General features: G+C 33.2%; 15 protein-coding genes. 11 read left to right on the top strand and 4 right to left on the bottom strand.

What is annotated here, in order from left to right:
* Positions 1 to 163 precede the first annotated feature (163 nt).
* Positions 164 to 2,572, top strand: coding sequence for a thiamine pyrophosphate-dependent enzyme (locus tag ABI657_RS05095; protein ID WP_348096163.1), 2,409 nt, complete (start codon positions 164 to 166; stop codon positions 2,570 to 2,572).
* Between the two features lie 182 nt (positions 2,573 to 2,754).
* Here the strand turns inward: ABI657_RS05095 and ABI657_RS05100 are convergent, their stop codons facing one another.
* Genes ABI657_RS05100 through ABI657_RS05115 form a run of 4 tightly spaced genes read right to left on the bottom strand, consistent with a single transcriptional unit; the run spans position 2,755 to position 6,254 of the window.
* Positions 2,755 to 3,174, bottom strand: a complete 420-nt coding sequence (locus ABI657_RS05100) for a hypothetical protein (protein WP_348096164.1) — start codon at positions 3,172 to 3,174, stop codon at positions 2,755 to 2,757.
* Positions 3,175 to 3,194: 20 nt separating this feature from the next.
* Positions 3,195 to 3,935, bottom strand: a complete 741-nt coding sequence (kdsB, locus tag ABI657_RS05105; RefSeq protein ID WP_348096165.1) for a 3-deoxy-manno-octulosonate cytidylyltransferase — start codon at positions 3,933 to 3,935, stop codon at positions 3,195 to 3,197.
* A gap of 57 nt (positions 3,936 to 3,992) precedes the next feature.
* A complete protein-coding gene (gene ygiD / locus ABI657_RS05110) occupies positions 3,993 to 4,823 on the bottom strand; it encodes a 4,5-DOPA dioxygenase extradiol (RefSeq protein WP_348096166.1) in 831 nt (276 codons plus the stop codon).
* Between the two features lie 6 nt (positions 4,824 to 4,829).
* Positions 4,830 to 6,254 carry an AAA family ATPase gene (locus tag ABI657_RS05115; RefSeq protein WP_348096167.1) on the bottom strand — a complete coding sequence of 475 codons (1,425 nt, stop codon included), beginning with the start codon at positions 6,252 to 6,254 and terminating at the stop codon, positions 4,830 to 4,832.
* Positions 6,255 to 6,439: 185 nt separating this feature from the next.
* On the opposite strand from ABI657_RS05115, the gene ABI657_RS05120 reads away from it, so the two are divergent.
* The 10 genes from ABI657_RS05120 to ABI657_RS05165 all read left to right on the top strand — a co-directional run bounded on the left by ABI657_RS05120 (position 6,440) and on the right by ABI657_RS05165 (position 22,549).
* A complete protein-coding gene (locus ABI657_RS05120; protein ID WP_348096168.1) occupies positions 6,440 to 7,261 on the top strand; it encodes a DUF3822 family protein in 822 nt (273 codons plus the stop codon).
* Entirely contained in the window at positions 7,258 to 7,860 is a 603-nt protein-coding gene (locus ABI657_RS05125) for an RsmD family RNA methyltransferase (RefSeq protein ID WP_348096169.1), read from the top strand. Before ABI657_RS05120 ends, ABI657_RS05125 begins: the two co-directional genes overlap by 4 nt.
* A gap of 220 nt (positions 7,861 to 8,080) precedes the next feature.
* Positions 8,081 to 12,826, top strand: a complete 4,746-nt coding sequence (locus ABI657_RS05130; protein WP_348096170.1) for a hypothetical protein — start codon at positions 8,081 to 8,083, stop codon at positions 12,824 to 12,826.
* Between the two features lie 2 nt (positions 12,827 to 12,828).
* Positions 12,829 to 14,901 (top strand): hypothetical protein, encoded by a 2,073-nt coding sequence (locus ABI657_RS05135; RefSeq protein WP_348096171.1) that lies wholly within the window; start codon positions 12,829 to 12,831, stop codon positions 14,899 to 14,901.
* Between the two features lie 4 nt (positions 14,902 to 14,905).
* Complete coding sequence (locus ABI657_RS05140) at positions 14,906 to 16,177, top strand: hypothetical protein (RefSeq protein ID WP_348096172.1); 1,272 nt, start codon at positions 14,906 to 14,908, stop codon at positions 16,175 to 16,177.
* A gap of 3 nt (positions 16,178 to 16,180) precedes the next feature.
* A complete protein-coding gene (locus ABI657_RS05145) occupies positions 16,181 to 17,635 on the top strand; it encodes a hypothetical protein (RefSeq protein ID WP_348096173.1) in 1,455 nt (484 codons plus the stop codon).
* Positions 17,636 to 17,755: 120 nt separating this feature from the next.
* Positions 17,756 to 18,844, top strand: a complete 1,089-nt coding sequence (locus ABI657_RS05150; RefSeq protein WP_348096174.1) for a hypothetical protein — start codon at positions 17,756 to 17,758, stop codon at positions 18,842 to 18,844.
* A 1-nt stretch (position 18,845) separates the two neighbouring features.
* Positions 18,846 to 20,198: a hypothetical protein gene (locus ABI657_RS05155; protein WP_348096175.1), complete on the top strand. Its 1,353-nt coding sequence runs from the start codon at positions 18,846 to 18,848 to the stop codon at positions 20,196 to 20,198.
* Between the two features lie 3 nt (positions 20,199 to 20,201).
* Complete coding sequence (locus ABI657_RS05160) at positions 20,202 to 21,491, top strand: hypothetical protein (RefSeq protein WP_348096176.1); 1,290 nt, start codon at positions 20,202 to 20,204, stop codon at positions 21,489 to 21,491.
* A gap of 20 nt (positions 21,492 to 21,511) precedes the next feature.
* The gene (locus ABI657_RS05165; RefSeq protein WP_348096177.1) at positions 21,512 to 22,549 is read left to right on the top strand and encodes a hypothetical protein; all 1,038 of its coding nucleotides are present in this window, start codon (positions 21,512 to 21,514) and stop codon (positions 22,547 to 22,549) included.
* Positions 22,550 to 22,554: the final 5 nt, after the last annotated feature.

The following is a 22,554-nucleotide window of genomic DNA, read 5'->3' on the forward strand; positions in this document are numbered from 1 at the left end:
AAATTATTATCATTAAAACACCTTTTTAACTATAAATTAATCAAAAAAAATACGTAGTTTTTTGAATTTAACTACAAATAATTAAATTATATTTATTTTAAGGAATTATGATTATTAATAGTTTTTGAGTAATTTTGCAATATAAACATGACCATTCCAGATTATGATTACAGAAAAAAGCAATACGACATTAACCTTCGAAGACTTTAAAACTGAAGTATTAAACGATTATAAAATTGCAGCTACCAGTCGGGAATGCAGTCTTTTAGGGCGTAAGGAAGTATTGACAGGAAAAGCCAAATTTGGAATTTTTGGAGATGGTAAAGAAGTACCTCAGATTGCTATGGCCAAAGCCTTCAAAAATGGAGATTTTAGATCCGGATACTACCGTGATCAGACTTTTATGATGGCGATTGGCGAATTTACACCAAAACAGTTTTTTGCAGGTTTATATGGCCATACTGATATAAAATCAGAACCAATGTCTGCCGGAAGACAAATGGGCGGACACTTTGTAACACATAGCTTAAACGAAGACGGTTCGTGGAAAGATTTAACAAAACAAAAAAATTCAAGCGCCGATATCTCCCCTACAGCCGGACAAATGCCAAGATTATTGGGATTGGCCCAGGCTTCTAAAATTTACAGAAATGTTGATGGAATAACAAAAGATAAATTCTCTGTAAACGGAAATGAAATTGCCTGGGGAACTATTGGAAATGCCAGTACTTCTGAAGGTTTGTTTTTTGAAACCATAAATGCTGCCGGAGTTTTACAAGTTCCCATGGTAATGAGCGTCTGGGATGATGAATACGGAATTTCCGTACACGCTAAACATCAGACTACAAAAGAAAATATATCAGAAATCCTAAAAGGATATCAACGAGACGAAGAGTCAAACGGATATGAAATTTTCAGGGTAAAAGGCTGGGATTATGCTGAACTTGTTTCTACATATGAGAGAGCTGCTTTGATTGCCCGCGAGCAGCATATTCCTGTTTTAATTCACGTAAATGAATTGACACAACCACAGGGACATTCTACTTCAGGATCACACGAACGCTACAAAAATAGCGAAAGACTCGATTGGGAAAAAAATTATGACTGCATTCGTCAGATGCGTTTATGGATGATTGCCATCAATATTGCTTCTCCGGAAGAATTAGAAGAGATTGAATCTGAAATTAAAAAAGAAGTACTGGAAGCTAAAAAAGAAGCCTGGAACTCCTTTATCAATCCGATTATAGAAGATCAAAAAAATCTTTTGGTTTTATTGGAAGAAATTTCAAGTGCAAGCATTAATCATAAAGATAAAATCCAGAAATACATATCTGAATTAAAAGTAATCAAAGCTCCCTTAAAAAAGGAAATGCTCATGATTACAAGACGCATATTACGTTTTGTTGAAGTACCAAGCAGTAAAGTTTTAGTATCAAATTGGATAAAAGATTATATTGCCTTAACGCAGCCAAGATTCAGCAGTAATTTATACTCCGAATCGGAATCAAATGTTTTTTCAGTAAAAAAAGTATTACCTGAATATGCTGAGAATGCCAGACCGGACTTAGATGGAAGAATGATTCTTCGTGATAACTTCGATGCTTTGTTTACCAAATATCCTGAAGCCTTAATTTTTGGTGAAGATGTGGGAAACATTGGCGATGTAAACCAAGGTCTGGAAGGGATGCAGGAAAAATACGGAGACCTTCGTGTTGCCGATGTTGGTATTCGTGAAGCTACAATTATTGGTCAGGGAATCGGGATGGCTTTGAGAGGATTACGCCCAATTGCGGAAATCCAATATTTAGATTATTTATTATACGCAATTCAAATCATGAGCGATGATTTGGCTACGCTTCAATACAGAACAGTTGGAAAACAAAAAGCACCATTAATCATCAGGACCCGCGGACATCGTTTAGAAGGTATCTGGCATTCCGGTTCTCCAATGGGAATGATCATAAATGCTATTCGTGGTATTCACGTTTTGGTACCAAGAAACATGACACAAGCGGCAGGATTTTATAATGCCTTATTAGAATGCGATGAACCCGCTTTAGTAATTGAGTGTTTAAATGGTTACCGATTAAAAGAAAAAACACCTTTAAATTTTGGTGAATTTAAAACACCAATCGGTGTCGTTGAAACACTTAAAGAAGGTTCAGATATCACTTTGGTTTCTTATGGCTCAACTTTAAGATTGGTTGAACAGGCTGCCATTGAATTACAGGAATTAGAAATTGACTGCGAGGTGATTGATATTCAGTCCCTGCTTCCTTTTGACATCAATCAGGATATTGTAAAAAGTATTGCTAAAACAAACCGTTTATTAATTATTGATGAAGATGTTCCGGGTGGAGCTTCTGCCTACATTTTACAGCAAATTATCGATCAGCAGGATGCTTATAAATTTCTGGACAGCAAACCGCAAACTTTGGCTGCTAAAGCACACAGACCCGCTTATGGAACAGATGGTGACTATTTCTCAAAACCTTCTGCCGAAGATATTTTCGAAAAAGTTTACGATATGATGCATGAAGTCAATCCTTCAAAATTTCCTGTGTTGTACTAAGAATAAGTTCTATTTTATATAAAAAAGCTCCAAATCAATTAAGACTTGGAGCTTTTTCATTTTTTAGAAGTATGAAGATCAGGAGCTATTTCCAGCTGTCCTTCCAATCTTTTATGCCGAACCCCGGCATAAAAGGATTTTCCTTCCCATCTGGGCTAGGGCACTCGATTTCATAAAACATATTAATTTCTTATTCTAACATCTGTGTAACGAAAATCCTTATCTGTCAGTGACGTATTTTTAAGCAAATCTTTTCTCATAGCCAAAACAATATTTCCAATAGCTTCTCTTCCTTTTTCTACATTTGGCACTTTACCATCCTGATCAATAATTAGTTGAACTAAATTATTAATAGCAACTATTACTTCATCTGACGAATAAATCCAAGATTTATATTGCTCATCAAAAAATTTTAACTTTGTTTCAGAATTAGCTGTTTCACCAACAAATCCTTTTAGAAGAATTAAGAGATTAGAATACTTTTCTTCTCTAAATTTAATTATCGCTTCTTCCTTTTTTGATTTGGAGGCAAAATAAAATGTAATATAACCTCCAAAAATAGCAGATACGAAAGGAATAATGATTGAAATTGCTACTGTCATTTTTTATTAATTTTAAATAATTAAGTCATATTCGAATCCAAAATCGCTCTAGCCTTTTCCAAATCCTCAATCGTATCAATTCCGATTCCGACATGACTAGTTTCTACCATTTTAATACGTTTTCCAAACTCCAAATAACGAAGCTGTTCCAGTTTTTCTGAAGCTTCCAAAGATTTCATAGGTAAAATGTAAAAATCCAGCAAAGCCTGTTTTCTAAACGCATAAATCCCAATATGCTGAAAATAACGAACACCCACATCTTTATCTCTTGGATACGGGATAACAGAACGTGAAAAATACAAAGCAAAATGTGATTGATCCACCACCACTTTCACATGATTTGGGTTGTTGATTTCCTCTTCATTTTTGATTTCTCTCATTAAGGAAGCTAAATCTACTTTTTTATCAGGATCATTTTTAAAGACAGATAAAACCTGTTCCAGTGGACCGGCTTCTGTAAAAGGTTCATCGCCCTGTACATTCACCACTATATCAACATCTAAACTATAAATTGCTTCGGCAATTCGGTCACTTCCTGATTCATGTTCTTTGATGCTCATAATGGCTTTTCCGCCATGAGAAACTATTTCATTAAATATTAAATCAGAATCGGTTACGACAAACACATCATCAAACAATTTTGTAGCTACTGATGCTTCATATGTTCTTAAAATTACCGTTTTGCCACCCAAATCCTGCATTAATTTAGCAGGGAAACGTGTTGATGCATATCGCGCCGGAATTACAGCTATTATTTTCATTTTTATGTCATTGCGAGGAACGAAGCAATCTCACTCCTATTTAGTTATTTTTTATTTTTATAGTATTTTTACAGAAGTCATACTCAAAGAACCCGCCAATAATTTATCATTAAACAAACTCAATTCTTCTGATTTTTCTTTTAGACCCAAAGTGTACAGTAAAGGCAAATAATGTTCGGGAGTTGGTATGGCTAATTGAACTGCCTTATTCATTTTCTCAAAATCCATCAAAGGCTGAAAATTTTCATCCAACAAATAATTATTAATGGTTTCCCTCGCTTCAATTGCCCAATCGAAACCATAATTATCTTTGTCAAAATTCCTAAAATCGACCAAACGCAAATTATGAACGATATTTCCGCTTCCAATAATCAAAACACCTTTATTTCGCAAAGATTGCAGCTTCTGAGCCAGTTCAAAGTGATATTGCCCTGATTTAGTATAATCAATACTCAACTGGATTACCGGAACATTGGCTTCCGGATATAAATGTTTAATGACGCTCCACGCACCGTGATCCAGGCCCCACTGTTCGTCTAAATCCACATGAACAGGTTCTAATATTTTTTTGGTTGCTAAAGCCAGTTCAGGGCTTCCTTTTGCAGGATACTGCACATCAAAAAGTGCCTGCGGAAAACCTCCAAAGTCATGAATGGTCCTCGGCATTTGCATCGAAGTAACTTTGGTTCCGTTTGTAAACCAATGTGCTGAAATACATAAAATAGCATTGGGTTGTGGCAATGTTTTTGCCAGATTGCGAAAACCCGCCACAAACTGATTTTCTTCAATCGCATTCATCGGACTTCCATGTCCTAAAAACAAAACTGGCATTTTATCAGTATTCGAAAACGTTGACGAAATCGAATGTAAATCGTTTAGTGTTGTCATGATTATTTATTCTTCAAAATTCTCGTCCTTAAATCCTATCAAATATAATTTATTTTTGGCACGCGTCATAGCAGTATAAAGCCATCGGATATAATCGCGGTCAATTCCGTTTGGCAAATAAGGCTGTTCAATAAAAACTGTATTCCACTGCCCTCCCTGCGATTTATGACAGGTAATTGCGTAAGAGAATTTTACCTGCAGGCCATTAAAATATTCGTTGTTTTTCACTTTCTGAAACTTCTTGAATTTCGTTGATTCGTCTTCATAATCCTTCATTACTTCTTCATACAACCTATTGGATTCTTCATACGTTAATGATGGAGATTCACTTTTTATTGTATCTAAAAGCAAAACTGTTTCAAAAGGTTTCTGGTCCGGATAATCGACCATCCTGATCTTAACCTTTGCAAAATTAAAACCGTATAATTCCTTGATTCCAAACATTTCCAACACTTCAATAATATCACCATTGGCAATAAATCCGGCCTCGTCTGTTTCTTTGAGCCAGAAATAATTATTCTTTACTACCATCAGGAAATCACCCACAGAAAGTTCACTTTCCTTAAACAAAATTCGGGTTCTTATTTGTTCATTATATTGATTCGCTCTTTTATTCGAACGAACAATAAATGCCGTATCTTCTATACTGTAATTACTGTATGCCGTATTTATCGCATCCTGAATATCGTAACCATCTGTTAGACGAACTATGTCTTTAAACTTCTTAACATTGAATTTAAACTCGGTTATAAAACTTTCTTTCAGCAATTCCCGTAATTCTGTTGCATTGTATAAAATTCCTGAATTTTCTTCCTGACGCATTACTTCGTCTAGTTCGATATGTTCAATTTCTTTATCGTAATGTGCGCCTAAAGTATGTGTGTCAAGCGCCGGACTAATATCCAAATTCACCGGAGGCAGCTGAGCACTATCGCCCAAAAGAATCATTTTGCAATTGGTTCCGGAATAGACATACTGAATCAAATCATCCAGAAGGGAACCATTATCATACAATTTCGAGTCGGAATTGCTGTCTGAAATCATCGAAGCCTCATCAACGATAAAAATGGTATTTTTATGTTTGTTAATCTGTTTGGTAAAAGCAACGCCTCCACCTGCCGATTTTTTAGGAAAATATATTTTTTTATGAATGGTAAATGCCGGAGTATTTGAATAGTTCGCAATCACTTTTGCAGCACGGCCAGTTGGTGCGAGCAAAACAAACTTTTTATTAATTTCGACAAGATTGTTTACGATGGTAGAAATAACGGTTGTTTTTCCGGTTCCGGCATATCCTTTTAATACAAAGATGGTATCATTATCTGAATCGGTTAAAAAAATAGCTATTTTTTGAAAAAATATGTCCTGTTTGTACGTTGGTGCAAAAGGGAATTTTTTCTGTAAAACGCTATAAAACAATGATGAATTCATAAAATAAAATTGAGAAACAAAGTACGGTTTTTTAAATGCCAATGACAATTACAATTTCAAAATTATAATATCATAAATGCCTATTGAATTTTGGTATTGATTATTATTCTTGCTTTTTAATTTGTAAGTTTGTGTCGAATTAGATTTTCTGCTTAATCTTAAAAAGTGCGAATCGTAAATTAATTATGTCATTGCAGCATACAAATATCACATCAAAAAAATACAAAAAACTTTCTATTCAGGTTTCACTGACTGGTTTGTCTTTTTGCTGTTTTGATACTTTAAATAATAGTATAACTTCGTTAAAAGAAATTAATTTTGGGACGTTTGAAAAATCAGCAAGTATAGAGGAATTGTTCTCAGATACTTTTAAAAGTTATCCTGAATTAAAAGATTCTTACGATGAGATAATGGTAATTCACAATAATAACCTGTCTACTTTTGTACCTGCGGCACTATTTGATGAAAATTTCTTAGGCAGTTATTTACAATATAACACCAAGGTTTTTGAAACAGATTTTTTTACCTATGATCAGGTTTCAAATTATCAAATGAATGCTGTTTATATTCCCTATGTAAATATTAATAATTTTCTTATTGATACTATTGGCTCTTTTGATTATAAACATGCCAACAGTATATTGATTGAGAAAATTCTGGATGCCTCAAAAAACAATGATGAAAAGAAAATGATCGTAAACTTTAATTACGGCCATTTTGAAATTATTGTAGTGCAAAACCAAAAACTGTTATTATTCAATTCTTTTGAATATAAGACTCCCGAGGACTTTATTTATTATTTGCTTTTTACGGCAGAACAATTGAGTTTAAATCCGGAGAGTTTTCAATTAGAATTACTGGGTACAATTGATAAAAGTGATGCATTTTATGCTATTGTTTATAAATACATTCGCAATATTTCTTTTATGGATGTCAGTTCCTTACAACAAAAAAATAGTTTTTCAACTGCTGAAAATCTAAAACATTATATTCTATTTCAATCATGAGAATCATTTCAGGGAAATATAAAGGACGCCGCATCTTTCCGCCAAAAAATCTTCCTGTAAGACCTACAACTGACATGAGTAAAGAAGCATTATTTAATGTTTTGAACAATCATTTTAGTTTTGACGAATTAAAGATTTTAGATCTTTTTTCAGGAACAGGCAATATCAGTTTTGAGTTCGCTTCACGCGGAAGTGCTCCTATTACTTCTGTTGATGAAGATTTTGGCTGTGTAAAATTCATCAAACAAGTTGCCTCAGAATATGATTTTGAAATTGCCGCAACGAAAAGTGATGTTTTCAAATTTCTGGATAACTGCAAAACATCTTATGACATCATTTTTGCTGATCCGCCATACGGATTAGATCAGAATGCTTTTGAAAAAATAGTATTAACAGTATTTGAAAGAGAGTTGCTGAATGAAGAAGGAATGATGATTATCGAACATTCTAAATATACCAAAATGGAACATTTGAGTAATTTTTCATTCCAAAAAAATTATGGCGGTTCCTTTTTTAGTTTCTTCGAATTGAATTCTACTGATAATGATGAAGAAATTATCGAATCTTCAGACAAGATGACCGAAGAGGACGAGGGATAAATTATAAATTGTAAGAAATAAAATCAAAATATTATTAAATATGCAATTTTTTTAACTAATTTTTTAATAATAATAAAACAAAAAAATACTTACAATCTGTTATTAAAAACTGAAAAAGAAAAATTTTTTCCTATTAAATTTATCTTATATTTGACCGCTTTTAATATTTTGCATTAAAAGCTTATAAGAACTATAATAATAAATTTAACAAGTTAAAAATTTGAAAAAAACTACTCTTAAATTTTCTTCTTTTATATCGTTTTTTCTTTTTTTTATTATCAGTAATGTCAATTTTGCTAATAATATCAATGATACAATTATTGGTCCGAAGAAAAACATTCAGGTTCTGAATTCCATTCCACAAAAAGGATCAGATTACAGATCTAATTTTTCACCATATAAAATTGGAGAAAGTGAATTTACAAATTCTTTCATTAAAAAGAATTTCCTTATTGCTGCTGATACTAGCGATGATTTAAGCAAAGCGATGGCAACTTGCGCCGAAATTGATAAGAATAGTAATCTTACTGATTTTTTAGAGCCCAAAAAACTTTCAATGCTGCCATTGGGTATAAAAAAGACTATAGGCGGCATACAATATATGCTAGGTATCAGTAATGCTAAATTTACACCCGAATATACCGAATTAACCGCTTTTGTAAGGATTATAATTCCACAGCATGATTCAATTGGTAAGCCGAAAGAATTATTTTTTGGTGCCAACAACATCAAACTATCACATAAAGGAGGATTAGTTGGTGATACCAATTTAGTGCTGCTTGGAGATGTTCCGCTAAAAATTAATGGTGAAAATTTATTATTAGTTTTAAAAGGAGGCATGAACATGGCCACCGGAATAATAGAGAATAAAACGTATGTTACCATCGATTGTAATGGGTTTAAAGAACTAGGAATTCAGGCAGATGTTATTTTTTCAAGAAACTTTTTAGAGCCTGTTGATGCCAAATACAATGTAATTGCATCTCCTAAAAGAGTACAAGCTGAATTTAAAACGATTATATCCAATTGGAATGATATTCTGGTAGAAATATCACTCCCTGCTTTTCAATTGACCAATTATAAAGGAACCTGTTTTGAACTAAATAAAGCCGTTATTGATTTTAGTGATCTTCACAATTCAAAAGATGTAGTTTGGCCGAAGGATTATCAAAAAGATTATTTAGTTCCCGGAAATGAAAATTTATGGAGAGGATTGTATGTAAATTCATTAAAAGTAGTTCTTCCTTCTCAATTTAAGGAAAAAGGAACCAACAACCGAATTACATTTAAAGCTACTCATTTATTGATTGACCGAATGGGAGTTTCAGGTAATTTCTCAGGAGATAATATTCTGGATTTAGGTAAAGGAAGTGCATCAGGCTGGCAATTTTCTGTAAATCATATAGAAATGGGCTTCAGGGCTAATTCACTAACCTACGCCAGATTTGATGGCGATATTGTTTTACCATTATCCGATCCATCCAAACAGTGCAAGCCGGGTACAAGAAGTGAACTTGGGTACAAAGCAATCATTAATCCTGTTGATAATGAATATCTTTTAAAAGCAGAAGTTAAAAGTGATATCTGTTTTCAGGTATTCAAAGCTGATGCCAAAATTGAGAAAAACTCCTATATTGAATTAAAAGTAAAAGAAGGTGTTTTTCTGCCTAAAGCTGTACTTTATGGGAGTATTGCTATAAATGGAAGTAATAAACCAACTCCTGATGCGCCTTTAGAAGAAAATAGATTTCTCCCTGCAGGATATGCTACAGCAACTCCTTCAACCCCACCTAAAGAGGAGGAAAAAAAGGAGGCAGTTGCATTTAAGGGAATAACTTTTCAAAACCTGCAACTACAAACGGTAACGCCTTATTTTAAAGCTGATTATTTTGGTTATAAAAATAATGCTGAAACTGACCCTGAGTCTTCAAAAGTTTCCAATTTCCCTATAACGATACATGAAATTGCAATTATAGCAGATGATGTATCGGCTTCTTTAAAAATAGATATATCCGTTAATTTGATGAAAGATCAATTTAATGGAAGGACAAAATTTAATATTGTTGGAAAATTTGGAAAAGAGGAAGGAATCCAAAAGTGGAAATTTGATCATTTAAAATTTGAACAAATAGATATTGCTGCGGATCTGGGAGGAGTAAAATTTAAAGGCAGTATTACCATAATGGATAATGATCCTGTTTATGGAAACGGTTTTAAAGGTATGCTTGGAGCTGATTTTACTGGGGGTATAAAAGTGGAAGCTAATGCTATTTTCGGATCAACAACATTCAGGTACTGGTATGTTGATGCCATGGTTGATAATTTGAATATTCCTGCCGGTGCGATTACTTTTAAAGGCTTTGGTGGTGGCGCTTATTATAAAATGAAAAAAGATGGGTTTAGTAATAGGTTTGTCGCTTCAGGATCTAATTATGTACCGGATGCCGATTCAAGCCTAGGAGTAAAAGCCATGATAAAATTTGCCGGAACCGCTACTGCTGATGCCTTTTGGGGTGGTGCCGGTTTCGAGATTGCTTTTAACAATCATGGAGGTCTTAACAGGATTAGCATCTACGGCGAAGGTCACGTTATGCAGCCTTTTGAAATTCCTGGTGCAGAAGAATTAACCGGAGCTCTACAAGCTGTCGCCGAAAATGAATCGTTACTTTCACAAGTCGCTTTAGAAGCATTAAAAACATCTAATTTGTCACAGGCAGCTGAGCAATTGTACCCAAATGATGTAAAAAATTCTATGGGGATTAATGCATTCGCTGCTATTGAATATGATTTTAGAGCCAAAACGTTGCATGGTTCTTTCGATTTATACATAGATACTCCGGGAGGTTTTATTAAAGGTCGCGCATCAGGTAACAGAGCCGGATGGGCCGTTTTACATTTTGGCCCCGATAAATGGTACATCCGTATGGGGACTCCTACGGATAGATTAGGTATTAAACTGGCGATAGGATCTATTGAAGTGGAGGCCGGAGGTTACTTTATGCTTGGGGATGATATTCCTGCCAGTCCTCCTCCACCGGCAATTGTAGCACAACTTCTGGGAGTCGATGCTGCAAAACTGGATTATATGCGTAATGAAAACCTGGTGGCGGGAGGAAAAGGATTTGCGTTTGGAGCCGATTTTAGCATCAAAACAGGAAATTTAAGTTTTTTAATGTTTTATGCTAATTTTCAAGCTGGTTTCGGATTTGATATAATGGTAAAAGATTATGGAGAAGCGGCATGTAAAGGTTCTGGACAGATTGGTCTTAATGGATGGTATGCAAATGGCCAGTCTTACGCCTATCTTCAGGGTGAATTGGGGATAAATATAAAATTGTTCTTCATCAGAAAAAAAATATCAATTATTAAAGGAGGAGGAGCTGTTTTATTGCAGGCCAAACTACCTAATCCTGTATGGATTCGGGGTTATATGGCTGGTAATTTTAGTATTCTGGGAGGCGCAATAAAAGGTAGTTTCCGATTTAAATTACAGTTTGGAAAAGAATGTGAATTTATAAATGCTGATCCTTTGGCAGGATTAAAATCTATTGCAGATATAACACCGGCTGAGGGAACAAAAGATGTTGACGTTTTTGCAATTCCTCAAGTAGCTTTTAATATGCCGGTAGACAAAAACTTTACACTTGAAGATGATAATGGCATAAAAACATACCGACTTAAGCTGGAAGAATTTACGATTAAAAAAGACGGTGTTCCTGTTGTAGGTACATCAAGCTGGAATGTAACCAAAGATTTATTAAGCTTTAATGCTACTGAAGTTTTACCACAAAACTCGAATTTGGCATTAACCGTAAAAGTAAGTTTTCAGGAAAATACAAATGGTACATGGAAAACAATTTATGACGCCGGTCAAATTGCTATGGAAAATGAAGTCAGAAACTTTACATCAGGAGCTGCTCCTAACAATATTCCTGTGAGCAATATTGCTTATTGTTATCCGGTTTTTGACCAAAAATATGTTTATCAAAACGAAAGTAAGGAAGCATACATAGTATTAAAACAAGGTCAGGCGTATTTATTTGATTTAAAACCAGAACAAAATCAGAAAGCTTTTTATAAAACAGGCAATAAAACAGTTACCAGTTCTATGAGATACAACATCGAGTTAAAAAAAGTAATTGTTGATTTACCAGTTTTAGAACCAACAAAACCTTATAATTTATCTCTTATGACATTGGAGACCCAAAAAGATGCAAACAGCAACTTAACCGAAAATTATCAAACTCAAAATTTAGAAAATGATAATAATATTGAGGTAAAAAATAATGAGTTAACTGAAATAATTACAGGAGGGCAAGGCATTGAACTAATTAAATATAGTTTCAAAACCAGTCAATACAATACATTTCAGGAAAAAATGGCCGCCAAAAGACCCAAACAGACATTGGTAGAAATTATCTATTCTGATGTACATGCTTTGCAATCGCTAAATAATTCAACAGAACCTTTCGATGAAATAGAATTAATTGGTGATGCCAAAACCCTATTCGAGCCTTTAATTAAAACCGAAGCTGTACTGGATGATAATTATTATAAAAACGAAATTTACCCTTTAATTTATAAAGGATACCCTTTAGAAGCTGATTTAACACTTAGGAGAAATACAACTCCATTAGGTATTCCTCCCGCTAAGGGAGTAGAAACTATGGCTTGGTATCAGGATTATATTTTTAACAATCCGACCAGCTTTATGCTGAAAGAATACCTTCCGTATCGATACAATCTGCCATTTTACTATAAAACTGATTTTATCGATTTAAGATATAAAATTGTAAATAAATATCTGAATTCTTCAAATCAGGCGATGATTGCAAAATACAATTACATCATCAATGGGGAGTTTCCTTATATTAAAAATGGAACTTATAATGTCAAATTGAATTATACGCTTCCGGGTGGACAAGCAGGTTCCGGTGCAGTTTTTACATTCAACAAATCAAATTAAGCATGAAATTTAAATTTTCAATTCTATTATTTTTTCTAATGGCTGTCAATAGTTTTTCCCAAGAGAAAAAGGAAGAAACTATTGCTGAAAAAAAGCCTGAAATTCAAGTAATAGCGAGAGTACAAAAAGATAAGATTTTATTACGTTGGGCTGTTAATACACCAATTTCCTGGAAAAAGTTAAATAGATATGGGTATACATTAGAACGGTATACTGTAACCCGTGACAATAAGACCCTTGCCAATCCTGAAAAATTAGTTTTAGCTAAAATTTTAAAACCGGACCCTCTTGAAACATGGGAAAAACTTATTGAAACTAATGATAATGCTGCTATTATTGCCCAAGCGATCTATGGAGAAAATTTTGCCGTAGAAGGAGGCGATAACTTAGAAACAATTGTAAATCTTTCTGAAGAAACAGAACAACGATTTACTTTTGCTTTGTTCAGTGCCGATAAAGATTTCGAGATTGCAAAGAAGGCTGGTTTAGGTTTTGAAGATAAAACTGCTAAAATAAATGAAAAATATGCATACCGAGTACTATCAAACGTACCTGAAAATGAAATGAGTATTGATTATGGTGGAATTTTCGTTGGATTGAAAGAATACGAACCTTTGCCGAAACCAATGGATTTTACCGTACACTTTACAGAAAACAGTAGTATGTTAAGCTGGAATTTTAAAACATTAGCTCAGGTTTATGACAGTTATTATATAGAACGCTCGACTGATAAAAAAACTTTTGAAAGAATTACTGATAAGCCTTATACTAGTTTAAATCAGGAAAACTCAAATAATAATCGTATTTTTTATATCGATTCTATAGCGAATAACAAACCTTATAGTTACAGGATACAAGGAATTTCTTCATTTGGAGAATTAAGTCCATATTCTGAAGTTGTGACTGGAAAAGGTGCTTCCATATTAAAGTTTGTACCTCATCTTACGGTTAAAGATTTTAAAGATGATACAACAGTTACATTGTCATGGGAATTTCCGGAAGAAGGCAATAACGAAATTACAGGATTTGAATTGAACCGTTCTGACAGCGATGATGAAAAATACACCACAGTTGTAAAAAACATACCGGCAAAAAATCGTTCTGTAACGTATAATAAACTTTCTTCAACCAATTATTTCACCCTTACTGCCATAGGAAAACAAGGAAGCAACAGAACATCTTTTCCCATGCTCGTTCAGCCTGTCGATTCTATTCCTCCATCCAAACCTCTTGGTTTAAAAGGCACAATTGACAGTTTAGGAGTTATTAAAATAACATGGAATCCTAACAAGGAAAAAGATTTACTGGGATATCGTATTTACAAAGGAAATAACGCCAATGAAGAATTTAGTCAGTTAACTGTAAGTCCAAATGAGTTAAACTCTTATGAAGATACAACAATTATTAAAAGTTTAAACCCTAACGTATATTATAAAATCATTGCTGTTGATTACCATTATAATATGTCGGCGTTTTCAGAGGTTTTAATTCTCAAAAAACCAGATGTTATCCCTCCTACCTCGCCTGTGTTTACCAATTTTGAAATAAAAGAAGGCGCTGTTTTTTTAGAATGGGTAAACAGTCAAAGTGAAGATGTAGCAAAACATCAGCTATATAGAAAAGAAAATGACCAAAAGGACTGGACACTAATTCTGGAAACTAAAAATAAGGAGGAAAAATATCAGGACAAAACAGCTATTGAAGGCAATACTTACAGATATGCAATTTTTGCTAAGGATAGTAGTAATCTGACCTCAAATCCGTCTCCGGAAATTGCTTTGTTTGTACCAAAATACACAGTAATGCCAGCTATAAAAGGTTTTTTTGCCCAAGCGAATAAAACTACCAATACCATAGATTTATCATGGGAATATAGTACTACAGATGTTGATAGTTTTGAAATTTATAAAGCTTCGGATACCGATCCTTTGCAATTGATTCAGGTACTTACCGGAAAAACAAAACGGTTATCTGATCCTACAATTACGATTAATACAACGTATAAATATGGTATCAGGGCATTATTTAAGGATGGAAGGGCTTCTAAAATGGATTTTTTTAGTTTAAAGTTTTAAGAGTATGAAAAAACTGTACATCTTATTGTTTATAGGATTGGGTTTACCTGCATATACACAAACCTACACAATGGAATTCCAGTTTAAAAAGCCAGGTATAGCCTGTAATGAAGTCTCTTGGTATTTAAACGATTATGTTTGGGATGATTATATTACCATAGGAACTAAAATTTACACAGATGTACCAAATTATAAAATATTTGAATTATCAACAAATTTTATGTGTCCAGTACAAACTCCGAGACCTGCCTGTGAGAATGTTAGCATATATAAAGATGAAAAAACAGCTATTCAATTGATTAAAGGATCGTCATTAAGTATAATTGGATGTTATGTAAATATCCAAAGTATAAGTTTTAAACCAAATGTTACAATCGAAAATTCAAAAACAACTTCTGAAATATGTGGAGGCGAAGAAGTTATTCTTCAGGCATCACCGAGCATCGCTCCAAATAAATTCCCTGATGAAGCGTATCACTGGCAATATTCTTTGAACGGAATTTCAAATTGGATAGATTTACCGGAAAACAAAAATAACACACCTATAACTGGGTTTAAAATTGAGGATCTTAAAAATAGCGCTATCAAGTATTTGAGTACTATTTATTTTAGGCTTGGTTACAATCAGAACAGACCATTTACAAATTCGTTAGCTTTAAAATATTATGCTTGTGGACCTACTATTTCAGATGTGAATTTTAAAGGCCCTACATGTAATGGTGATATTGTTAAGTCTCTATCTGTAACATTTAATGAAAAATTAAATTTTGCTATAGGTGAGCAATTAGCCTCAATTTCTGTAGTAGACACTCAAGATGATTCAAAAATATTTATACAGACTACAGGATCTATATTATACTCGGACGATACAAAAAAATACACATACAGCAGTTTTCAGCAATTAGAAAATGGTCATATTTATAGAATAAAATATCAGGCACAAATACCAAATCCTATTGATCCTTCCAATCCTATTGGAAGAGGTGTTCTATATTCTCCTGAAGAATTCAATTTTCAATATAGGGAACCTGAGCCCTTAAAATTTGAAATTGTAAAAGCAGATAATCCTTTGTGCCCTAATGACCTGGCAGAAGTTGCAATAGCTGTATCAGGTGGTACAGGCGATTATAAATTTTATTTAGATGGTATTGAGAAAATAAATCCTAAGCCTGTAAAAGAAGTAGACGAATGTTATCATATAAGAGGATTAGTACCTACTGATATAAATAGTATTAAAGTGGTGGATGAAAACAACTGTATAGAAAAAACACTTTAGTTTATGAGAAAAATTTACTTCTTATTATTTTTAGGCTTTATACTGAATAGTTACTCACAAGCTACCTATGATATTGTAATTGCCTATGAACGCCAACCAACAGATGATAAAAATGAAGCATTTCGAAACTATTATCCTTCAACATCCCAAGAGCAGTTAATGTTTGGTTTAATGGGGTTTGATTTAACTGGATCGCAAGGCCTTGTTAAGCTTAAAAGTAGTGACAACAATAATGACTCACATATTGATAATTCAAGAGGATATTATTTAAAAAACACATTTGGACCGAAATTAACCTTTATTAATTATAAAAATGTACCTGCTTATAAATATTTTGTAGATTTCTCAGTAGATGTGGCAATTTCTAATTATGCCCCAGGAATTGAAATACTCCATGTTGATCAGAGTGATAATAATATAGAATTTGATGACATGATAAATCCAGGTGAAGGCCAACTTTTACTTGAAACTTACATGGGAAATTTTTATATACAATCTTTTAAACCAAATGTTTCCATAGGATTCCCTGCAAACAGAAATCCGGCTACAGGAACCAAAACTATTTGTGCCAATGAGCAATTTGGTGTATTTGCGTATCCTGAAGAATTTCCTGTAGAGATTTATAACTGGCAATATAGTCTGGATAACAAAACTACATGGCGTGATGTACCCGAAGAATTTCATAAAGCCAATCCTAATTTTACAATGTTTGATCTTTTAGGCAATAATCATTTGAATTACATTGGCAAAACTATATATTTTCGCATGGGATATGATAATACGGTTTTTGCCGGTGGAATAGAATTTCCATTATACTATTCATCTTGTGCACCGCTCGTGTATAATGTAGAATATCTTCCTCCTCTTTGTCATGGTGATAATGTTCGTGATGTTACTGTAACATTTGACAGGGATTTATATCCTGATGAAGAATTACATGATTTTCAACTAAAAGCAGTAAACATAAATACAAATCTGCCTGATAGCACACCACCTATTGTTTATCCTTTATTTATTGAGGGTGATCCTAAAAATGGTCTGGTTACAAAGCTAGATGAAAAAAGTCCGGGTGTTTTTAGTTATTCCATGTCAAATTTCAGTGGTCTAAACCCAAATGCAACCTACCAAATACGTTATCAGGCATTTGAAAACAATAAAAACAAGGGGCTGGCCATTTCGGATGAAGAACTAAACATTAAATACACAGAACCTGAACCTGTTATTTTCGAAATAGTAAAAGCAGATAATCCAAAATGTCCTGATGATCTTGTAGAAGTTGCAATAGCTGTATCAGGTGGTACAGGAGATTATAAATTTTATGTAGATGGTATTGAGAAAATAAATCCTAAGCCTGTAAAAGAAGTAGACGAATATTATCATATAAGAGGATTAGTACCTACTGATATAAATAGTATTAAAGTGGTGGATGAAAACAACTGTATAGAAAAAACACTTTAGTCTATGAGAAAAAATTACTTGTTATTGTTTTTTATTTTTTTCCACACTATTGTCTTTTCACAATATAAATTAAACTATACACAAAGTGGCTTTTTTAATGATAATTGTGAAAGTTCTACTATGTATTTAGAAATAGGAACAAAAAATGAGGCTTCATCTTTTATTACACTCGAGTCGGCAATTTGCGGAACAGCTGTTGCATCAAGTAAAAGCATTAATATGAGCAGTAAACCAGATTGTATACGTTTCAGAATGCAAAATTACATCTATTCCGAATACTTAATTACATTTAGAAACAATTCTAATTGCACTGGTGCAGGTATTGTATTACAAGCTGGTCAGGATGTAAATATCAGTTTTGATTTTGCCTCAAATTTCTATTTAACACCCTACACCCCCAGCGAAAATTTAGTTAGTGTTTGTGATAAAATAAAAATCATGGCACCAGAGGATTATAATCCTGAATTTTATGATTGGCAGTATGCAATTGGTAGTGGGAACTGGATTAATCTCACTGCATTTAAAGGTAATAATGTACTTGAGGTAGGAATTAATGATTTATTAAATGCACCAACGCATACTCAAATACATTTTAGGTTACGCAATTGCGGAGGATTACCCAATACCTTAACCTATGTATTTACAGAATGTTCGCCAAAAATACATTTGATAGAACCTAGAAATGCAACTTGTTTTTATAGTAAGGACGGAGGTTTTTTAGTTGAGTTTGAAAGGACTTTAACCATTGATGAAAAAATTAATTTTAATTTATTCAAATTTACTGGAATCGTCGATAATGTAAAGCAATATCAGTTTTTAAGCGATAAATTCAACCAGATTTATGGAAATGACAAATTGTATATCTGGCCTGATCCCTTAGAAAAGGGAGAATATTATATTAAATATCAATTAGTTCCAATTGGCGAGAATATTAGTTCCGAAGTATTTATTATTGATAGTCCAAGTTCCTTACAATTTGAAATTGTAAAAGCTGATAATCCGAAATGTTCTGATGACCTGGTAGGAGTTGACATAGAAGTAACTGGTGGTACAGGAGATTATAAATTTTATGTTGACGGAATTGAAAAGACGAGTCCAAAACCTGTAAAGGAAATTGATGGTTATTATCATATAATAGGATTAGTGCCTACTGATATAAATAGTATTAAAGTGATGGATGAAAACAACTGTATTGAAAAAACACTTTAGTATGAAAAAATTTATAGGCATCTTTTTTATATTCAATTTGACAACAACATTAGGTCAAACCTTAAGTTATACAGCAACTGCGTCATATAATTATGTTACTTGCACAGGTTCAGGTCTTAATTGTTCCACTAGTTATATTAATTATAGCTTTAGCGGTGCCAGTGGGCAAGACCAAATCCTTAATTCAAGTAATCCTACTATTACAAAAGTTTACAGTAATATTCCTTTGGCCGGTAGCTATACATTTTCTTCGTCAGGGTGCTATTGTTTGTATAATAATGGTACTGTACAAGTTCTTCCTGTTCCTAGTTCTGGCACACAATCTATCGGGAATTTAATACAGAACAATAATGCTAATCTTTTGCTTTCGGGATGTTTCGGGAATGCTTTTTTTAGCGGCTTTAAACCTAATAATGTGAGTGTACAAAATTTAGGCAGTACAAGTACAGTGTGTGCAGGTGAACAATTAAATATGGTGGCATTACCTGCTGGGTATCCGCCGGAAGCTTACAACTGGCAATATAGCATAGATAATCAGGTAACATGGGTAACCGTTCCTAAAAAAATGATTAATGGTATTTCTACAAATAACACTACAACTTCTAACTTTACCATTTATGATATATTTGGTGCAGATCATATCAATCATTTTGGAAGTATTTATTTTAGAATAGGATATACTGGAAGACCTTTTTCGGCAAGTTCAATAAAAATAAACTATTCGCCTTGTGCCCCGCTTGTAACTAATGTTGATTTTGTTGGTCCAAAATGTAATGGTGATGGTATTCAAAAATTGGATATCTATTTCAAAGACCCATTAGACGCTTCTAAGAATGAATCCTTATATCAACTTTATGTCAGGGAAACAACAAATAACACGGGGATAATTAAAACAACACCATTTATGCTGGTTAGTGATGTTAGTTATTCAAGTATCAGCAAAGTATATTCATATACCAACTTTTCAAGCTTCTCTAGCTTAGAAAATGGACGTGAATATGAGATTATATATCAGGCACAGGTTAAACATCCTACAAATACTAATCCTGCAATTAAAATATTAAAAGGTTTTTTAGTAGGTTCAAATCCTTTTAGATATCGTGAGCCTGATCCGTTAAAATTTGAAATAAAAAAAGCAGATAACCCAAAATGTCCTGATGATTTTGTAGAAGTTGCGATATCCGTAGAAGGTGGCACTGGCGATTATAAATTTTATGTAGATGGTAATGAGAAAACAAATCCTAAACCTATAAAAGAAGTAGACGAATATTATCATATCAGAGGATTAGTCCCTACTGATATAAATAGTATTAAAGTGATGGATGAAAATAACTGTATAGAAAAAACACTTTAGTTTATGAAAAAAATTATACTTCTATTCTTAATTTTTAGTTGTACAACCCTTATTGGTCAAAGTTTAACATATACTGTTGAATCGACAATATATGTACCTAACAATAATACCAATGGAGATTTTTACAAATTTATATTGAGTGGAAATTATTCAAATTTAGTATATAATAATCATGCTGTGGTAACTACCAATTATAAGAGTATAGTGGATGTCAAAAATACAGATTTCACCTTAACGTACGCTTTTGGCTGTACCGTAGCTAATCAGGGTAATCCATGCGCTGGTCAGCATGTATTTTACGGAACAGTAGCTCAATTACTTACCAGAGCTTATACTTTGGGACACGGTAGTGCATATGTATCTAGATTTATTCCCAACGGTCTTACTATCAAAAGAACTTCAACCAACGATATTAATGCTTGTGAAAATATTGAACTTAATGCCATACCACCTCCACACACAGGAATTGATTTTCCGGATGAAGCTTATCACTGGTTGTTCAAAGTGCAAGGAGACACACAATGGAGGGATATCCCATTACAAACTACAAACGGTAAAAAGATAAATAATGATCGGATCTCCACGTTCACTATGCAAGATTTATTGGGAGACGATTATTTGAATTATTTTGGGTCGGTTACTTTTGCGCTTGGATATGGTCAGGAAATATATTCAACTAATACACTGAACGTTAATTATGTTCCAATGGCACCAGTAATCGATCATATACAATATATTCCCCCAACATGTGCTGGAGACGAAAGAGAATTGAAAATATATTTCAAAAGAAACTTAGTCGCGGGTGAGGTTTTAAAAGATTTTTCAATAATAAATAGTACAAACTCTTCAATGATATTGTATCAGGCAACAAATAGCATAGCAACTTTTATTGACGGTTCTTATATCTCTGTAAAAGGATTTAATGTTGAAGATGCAAAATACGATATTACCTATCAGGCTTTTTTAAATGGTAATCCAAAAGGATGTATAAAGTCTGCTGGTGATATTAAAATTACTAACACTGAGCCGTTAAAATTTAAAATAATAAAAGCTGATAATCCAACGTGCAATAACGACAAGGTTAATATAACCATTGAAGCTAATGGTGGTATACCTCCTTATTTTTATGATGATTTAAATGGCGAAACTGAAATGGTAAACGGACTACCAGAAATAAAAAGAATTCAGTTTGATGCTTCTGATAAAAATAAAACAATAGTTGAATTAAACGATTTAGAATTAAAAGAATACAAAATAAAAGTAACTGATATTAATAAATGTATTGAAAATTGATCAAAACACAAGAAGGCATAATGAAAAAATATATTGTTTTAATGTTTTTAATCATTTGTACGCTTTGCAGCGGACAAATTAACACAACCATGGGTAATTGTGAGGTTATAAAGGTTGATCAAATAAGATCTTTTCCAAATTCGAACGATATGGTATTCTACTACTATAGTTATGACGGATCGAATTGGAACTTATTTAACCGTACACAGGAACAATACAGACAAGGTTTAATTTTTACTGTGAAAGACGATATTGGTGGATTTCTATCTCCGGATGATGATAATGTATCTGCGTATGTGGGACCACTTTATATAAAAGGAGAAATATTAAGAAATGTAGGCTCACATCCCAATCCTCAATTATTAGTTGATGATTGTGAGAAACAAATAATGTTGACTCCTCCCAATAAACCAATACCTTGTGATTTCAGACGTCTTACTACACCAACTCAGTATTACTATATTATTCCTTGTTCCCCTCATTTAGCTGGTGTTCCAGTTATATCAAAATCTACTTGCTTTGAAAATCATGATGCGAAAGTAACTTTTTCATTTGACAGGGATTTACAAGACAAAGAATACTTCTTATTAAATTTAATGACAGTAACAACGAATGGTATACCTATACCCCCACAGGTTAAATATGTCTACAAAGACAGTTATTTAGATCGAAAAATTGCGTTTACAGGTTTAGATTCAGGAACTTTTTATTTGCGTTACCAAACATTTCAGGAAGGAAACCCAACACCTTTTAGTGATAACAATAGTGACCAGTTTACAATTGACCCTGTTACACCTCTCACTTTTAGTGTCAAAGCAGATAATCCAAGGTGTAACAATGACAAAGTTGATATAACCATTGTAGCCAGCGGTGGTACACCTCCCTATTTTTATGATGATTTAAATGGAGAAACTGAAATTGTTAATCAGGTATCACAAATAAAAAGGATACAATTTGATACAGCAGACATAAACAAAACGACTGTAATAATACAACAAGTAGATTTAAAAGAATACAATATTAAAGTAACTGATGCTAACCAATGCATTGAGTACTAATCCCA

It is taken from the genome of Flavobacterium sp. (assembly GCF_039930565.1).
Classification (GTDB): Bacteria; Bacteroidota; Bacteroidia; order Flavobacteriales; family Flavobacteriaceae; genus Flavobacterium.

Bases quoted from the DNA above. Each gene is read 5' to 3' on its own strand.
- ABI657_RS05120 (WP_348096168.1), top strand. From the start codon at position 6,440: ATGTCATTGCAGCATACAAATATCACATCAAAAAAATACAAAAAACTT.
- kdsB (WP_348096165.1), bottom strand. From the start codon at position 3,935: ATGAAAATAATAGCTGTAATTCCGGCGCGATATGCATCAACACGTTTC.
- ABI657_RS05100 (WP_348096164.1), bottom strand. From the start codon at position 3,174: ATGACAGTAGCAATTTCAATCATTATTCCTTTCGTATCTGCTATTTTT.
- ABI657_RS05160 (WP_348096176.1), top strand. From the start codon at position 20,202: ATGAAAAAAATTATACTTCTATTCTTAATTTTTAGTTGTACAACCCTT.
- ygiD (WP_348096166.1), bottom strand. From the start codon at position 4,823: ATGACAACACTAAACGATTTACATTCGATTTCGTCAACGTTTTCGAAT.
- ABI657_RS05115 (WP_348096167.1), bottom strand. From the start codon at position 6,254: ATGAATTCATCATTGTTTTATAGCGTTTTACAGAAAAAATTCCCTTTT.
- ABI657_RS05095 (WP_348096163.1), top strand. From the start codon at position 164: ATGATTACAGAAAAAAGCAATACGACATTAACCTTCGAAGACTTTAAA.
- ABI657_RS05145 (WP_348096173.1), top strand. From the start codon at position 16,181: ATGAGAAAAATTTACTTCTTATTATTTTTAGGCTTTATACTGAATAGT.
- ABI657_RS05150 (WP_348096174.1), top strand. From the start codon at position 17,756: ATGTATTTAGAAATAGGAACAAAAAATGAGGCTTCATCTTTTATTACA.
- ABI657_RS05135 (WP_348096171.1), top strand. From the start codon at position 12,829: ATGAAATTTAAATTTTCAATTCTATTATTTTTTCTAATGGCTGTCAAT.
- ABI657_RS05155 (WP_348096175.1), top strand. From the start codon at position 18,846: ATGAAAAAATTTATAGGCATCTTTTTTATATTCAATTTGACAACAACA.
- ABI657_RS05125 (WP_348096169.1), top strand. From the start codon at position 7,258: ATGAGAATCATTTCAGGGAAATATAAAGGACGCCGCATCTTTCCGCCA.
- ABI657_RS05165 (WP_348096177.1), top strand. From the start codon at position 21,512: ATGAAAAAATATATTGTTTTAATGTTTTTAATCATTTGTACGCTTTGC.
- ABI657_RS05140 (WP_348096172.1), top strand. From the start codon at position 14,906: ATGAAAAAACTGTACATCTTATTGTTTATAGGATTGGGTTTACCTGCA.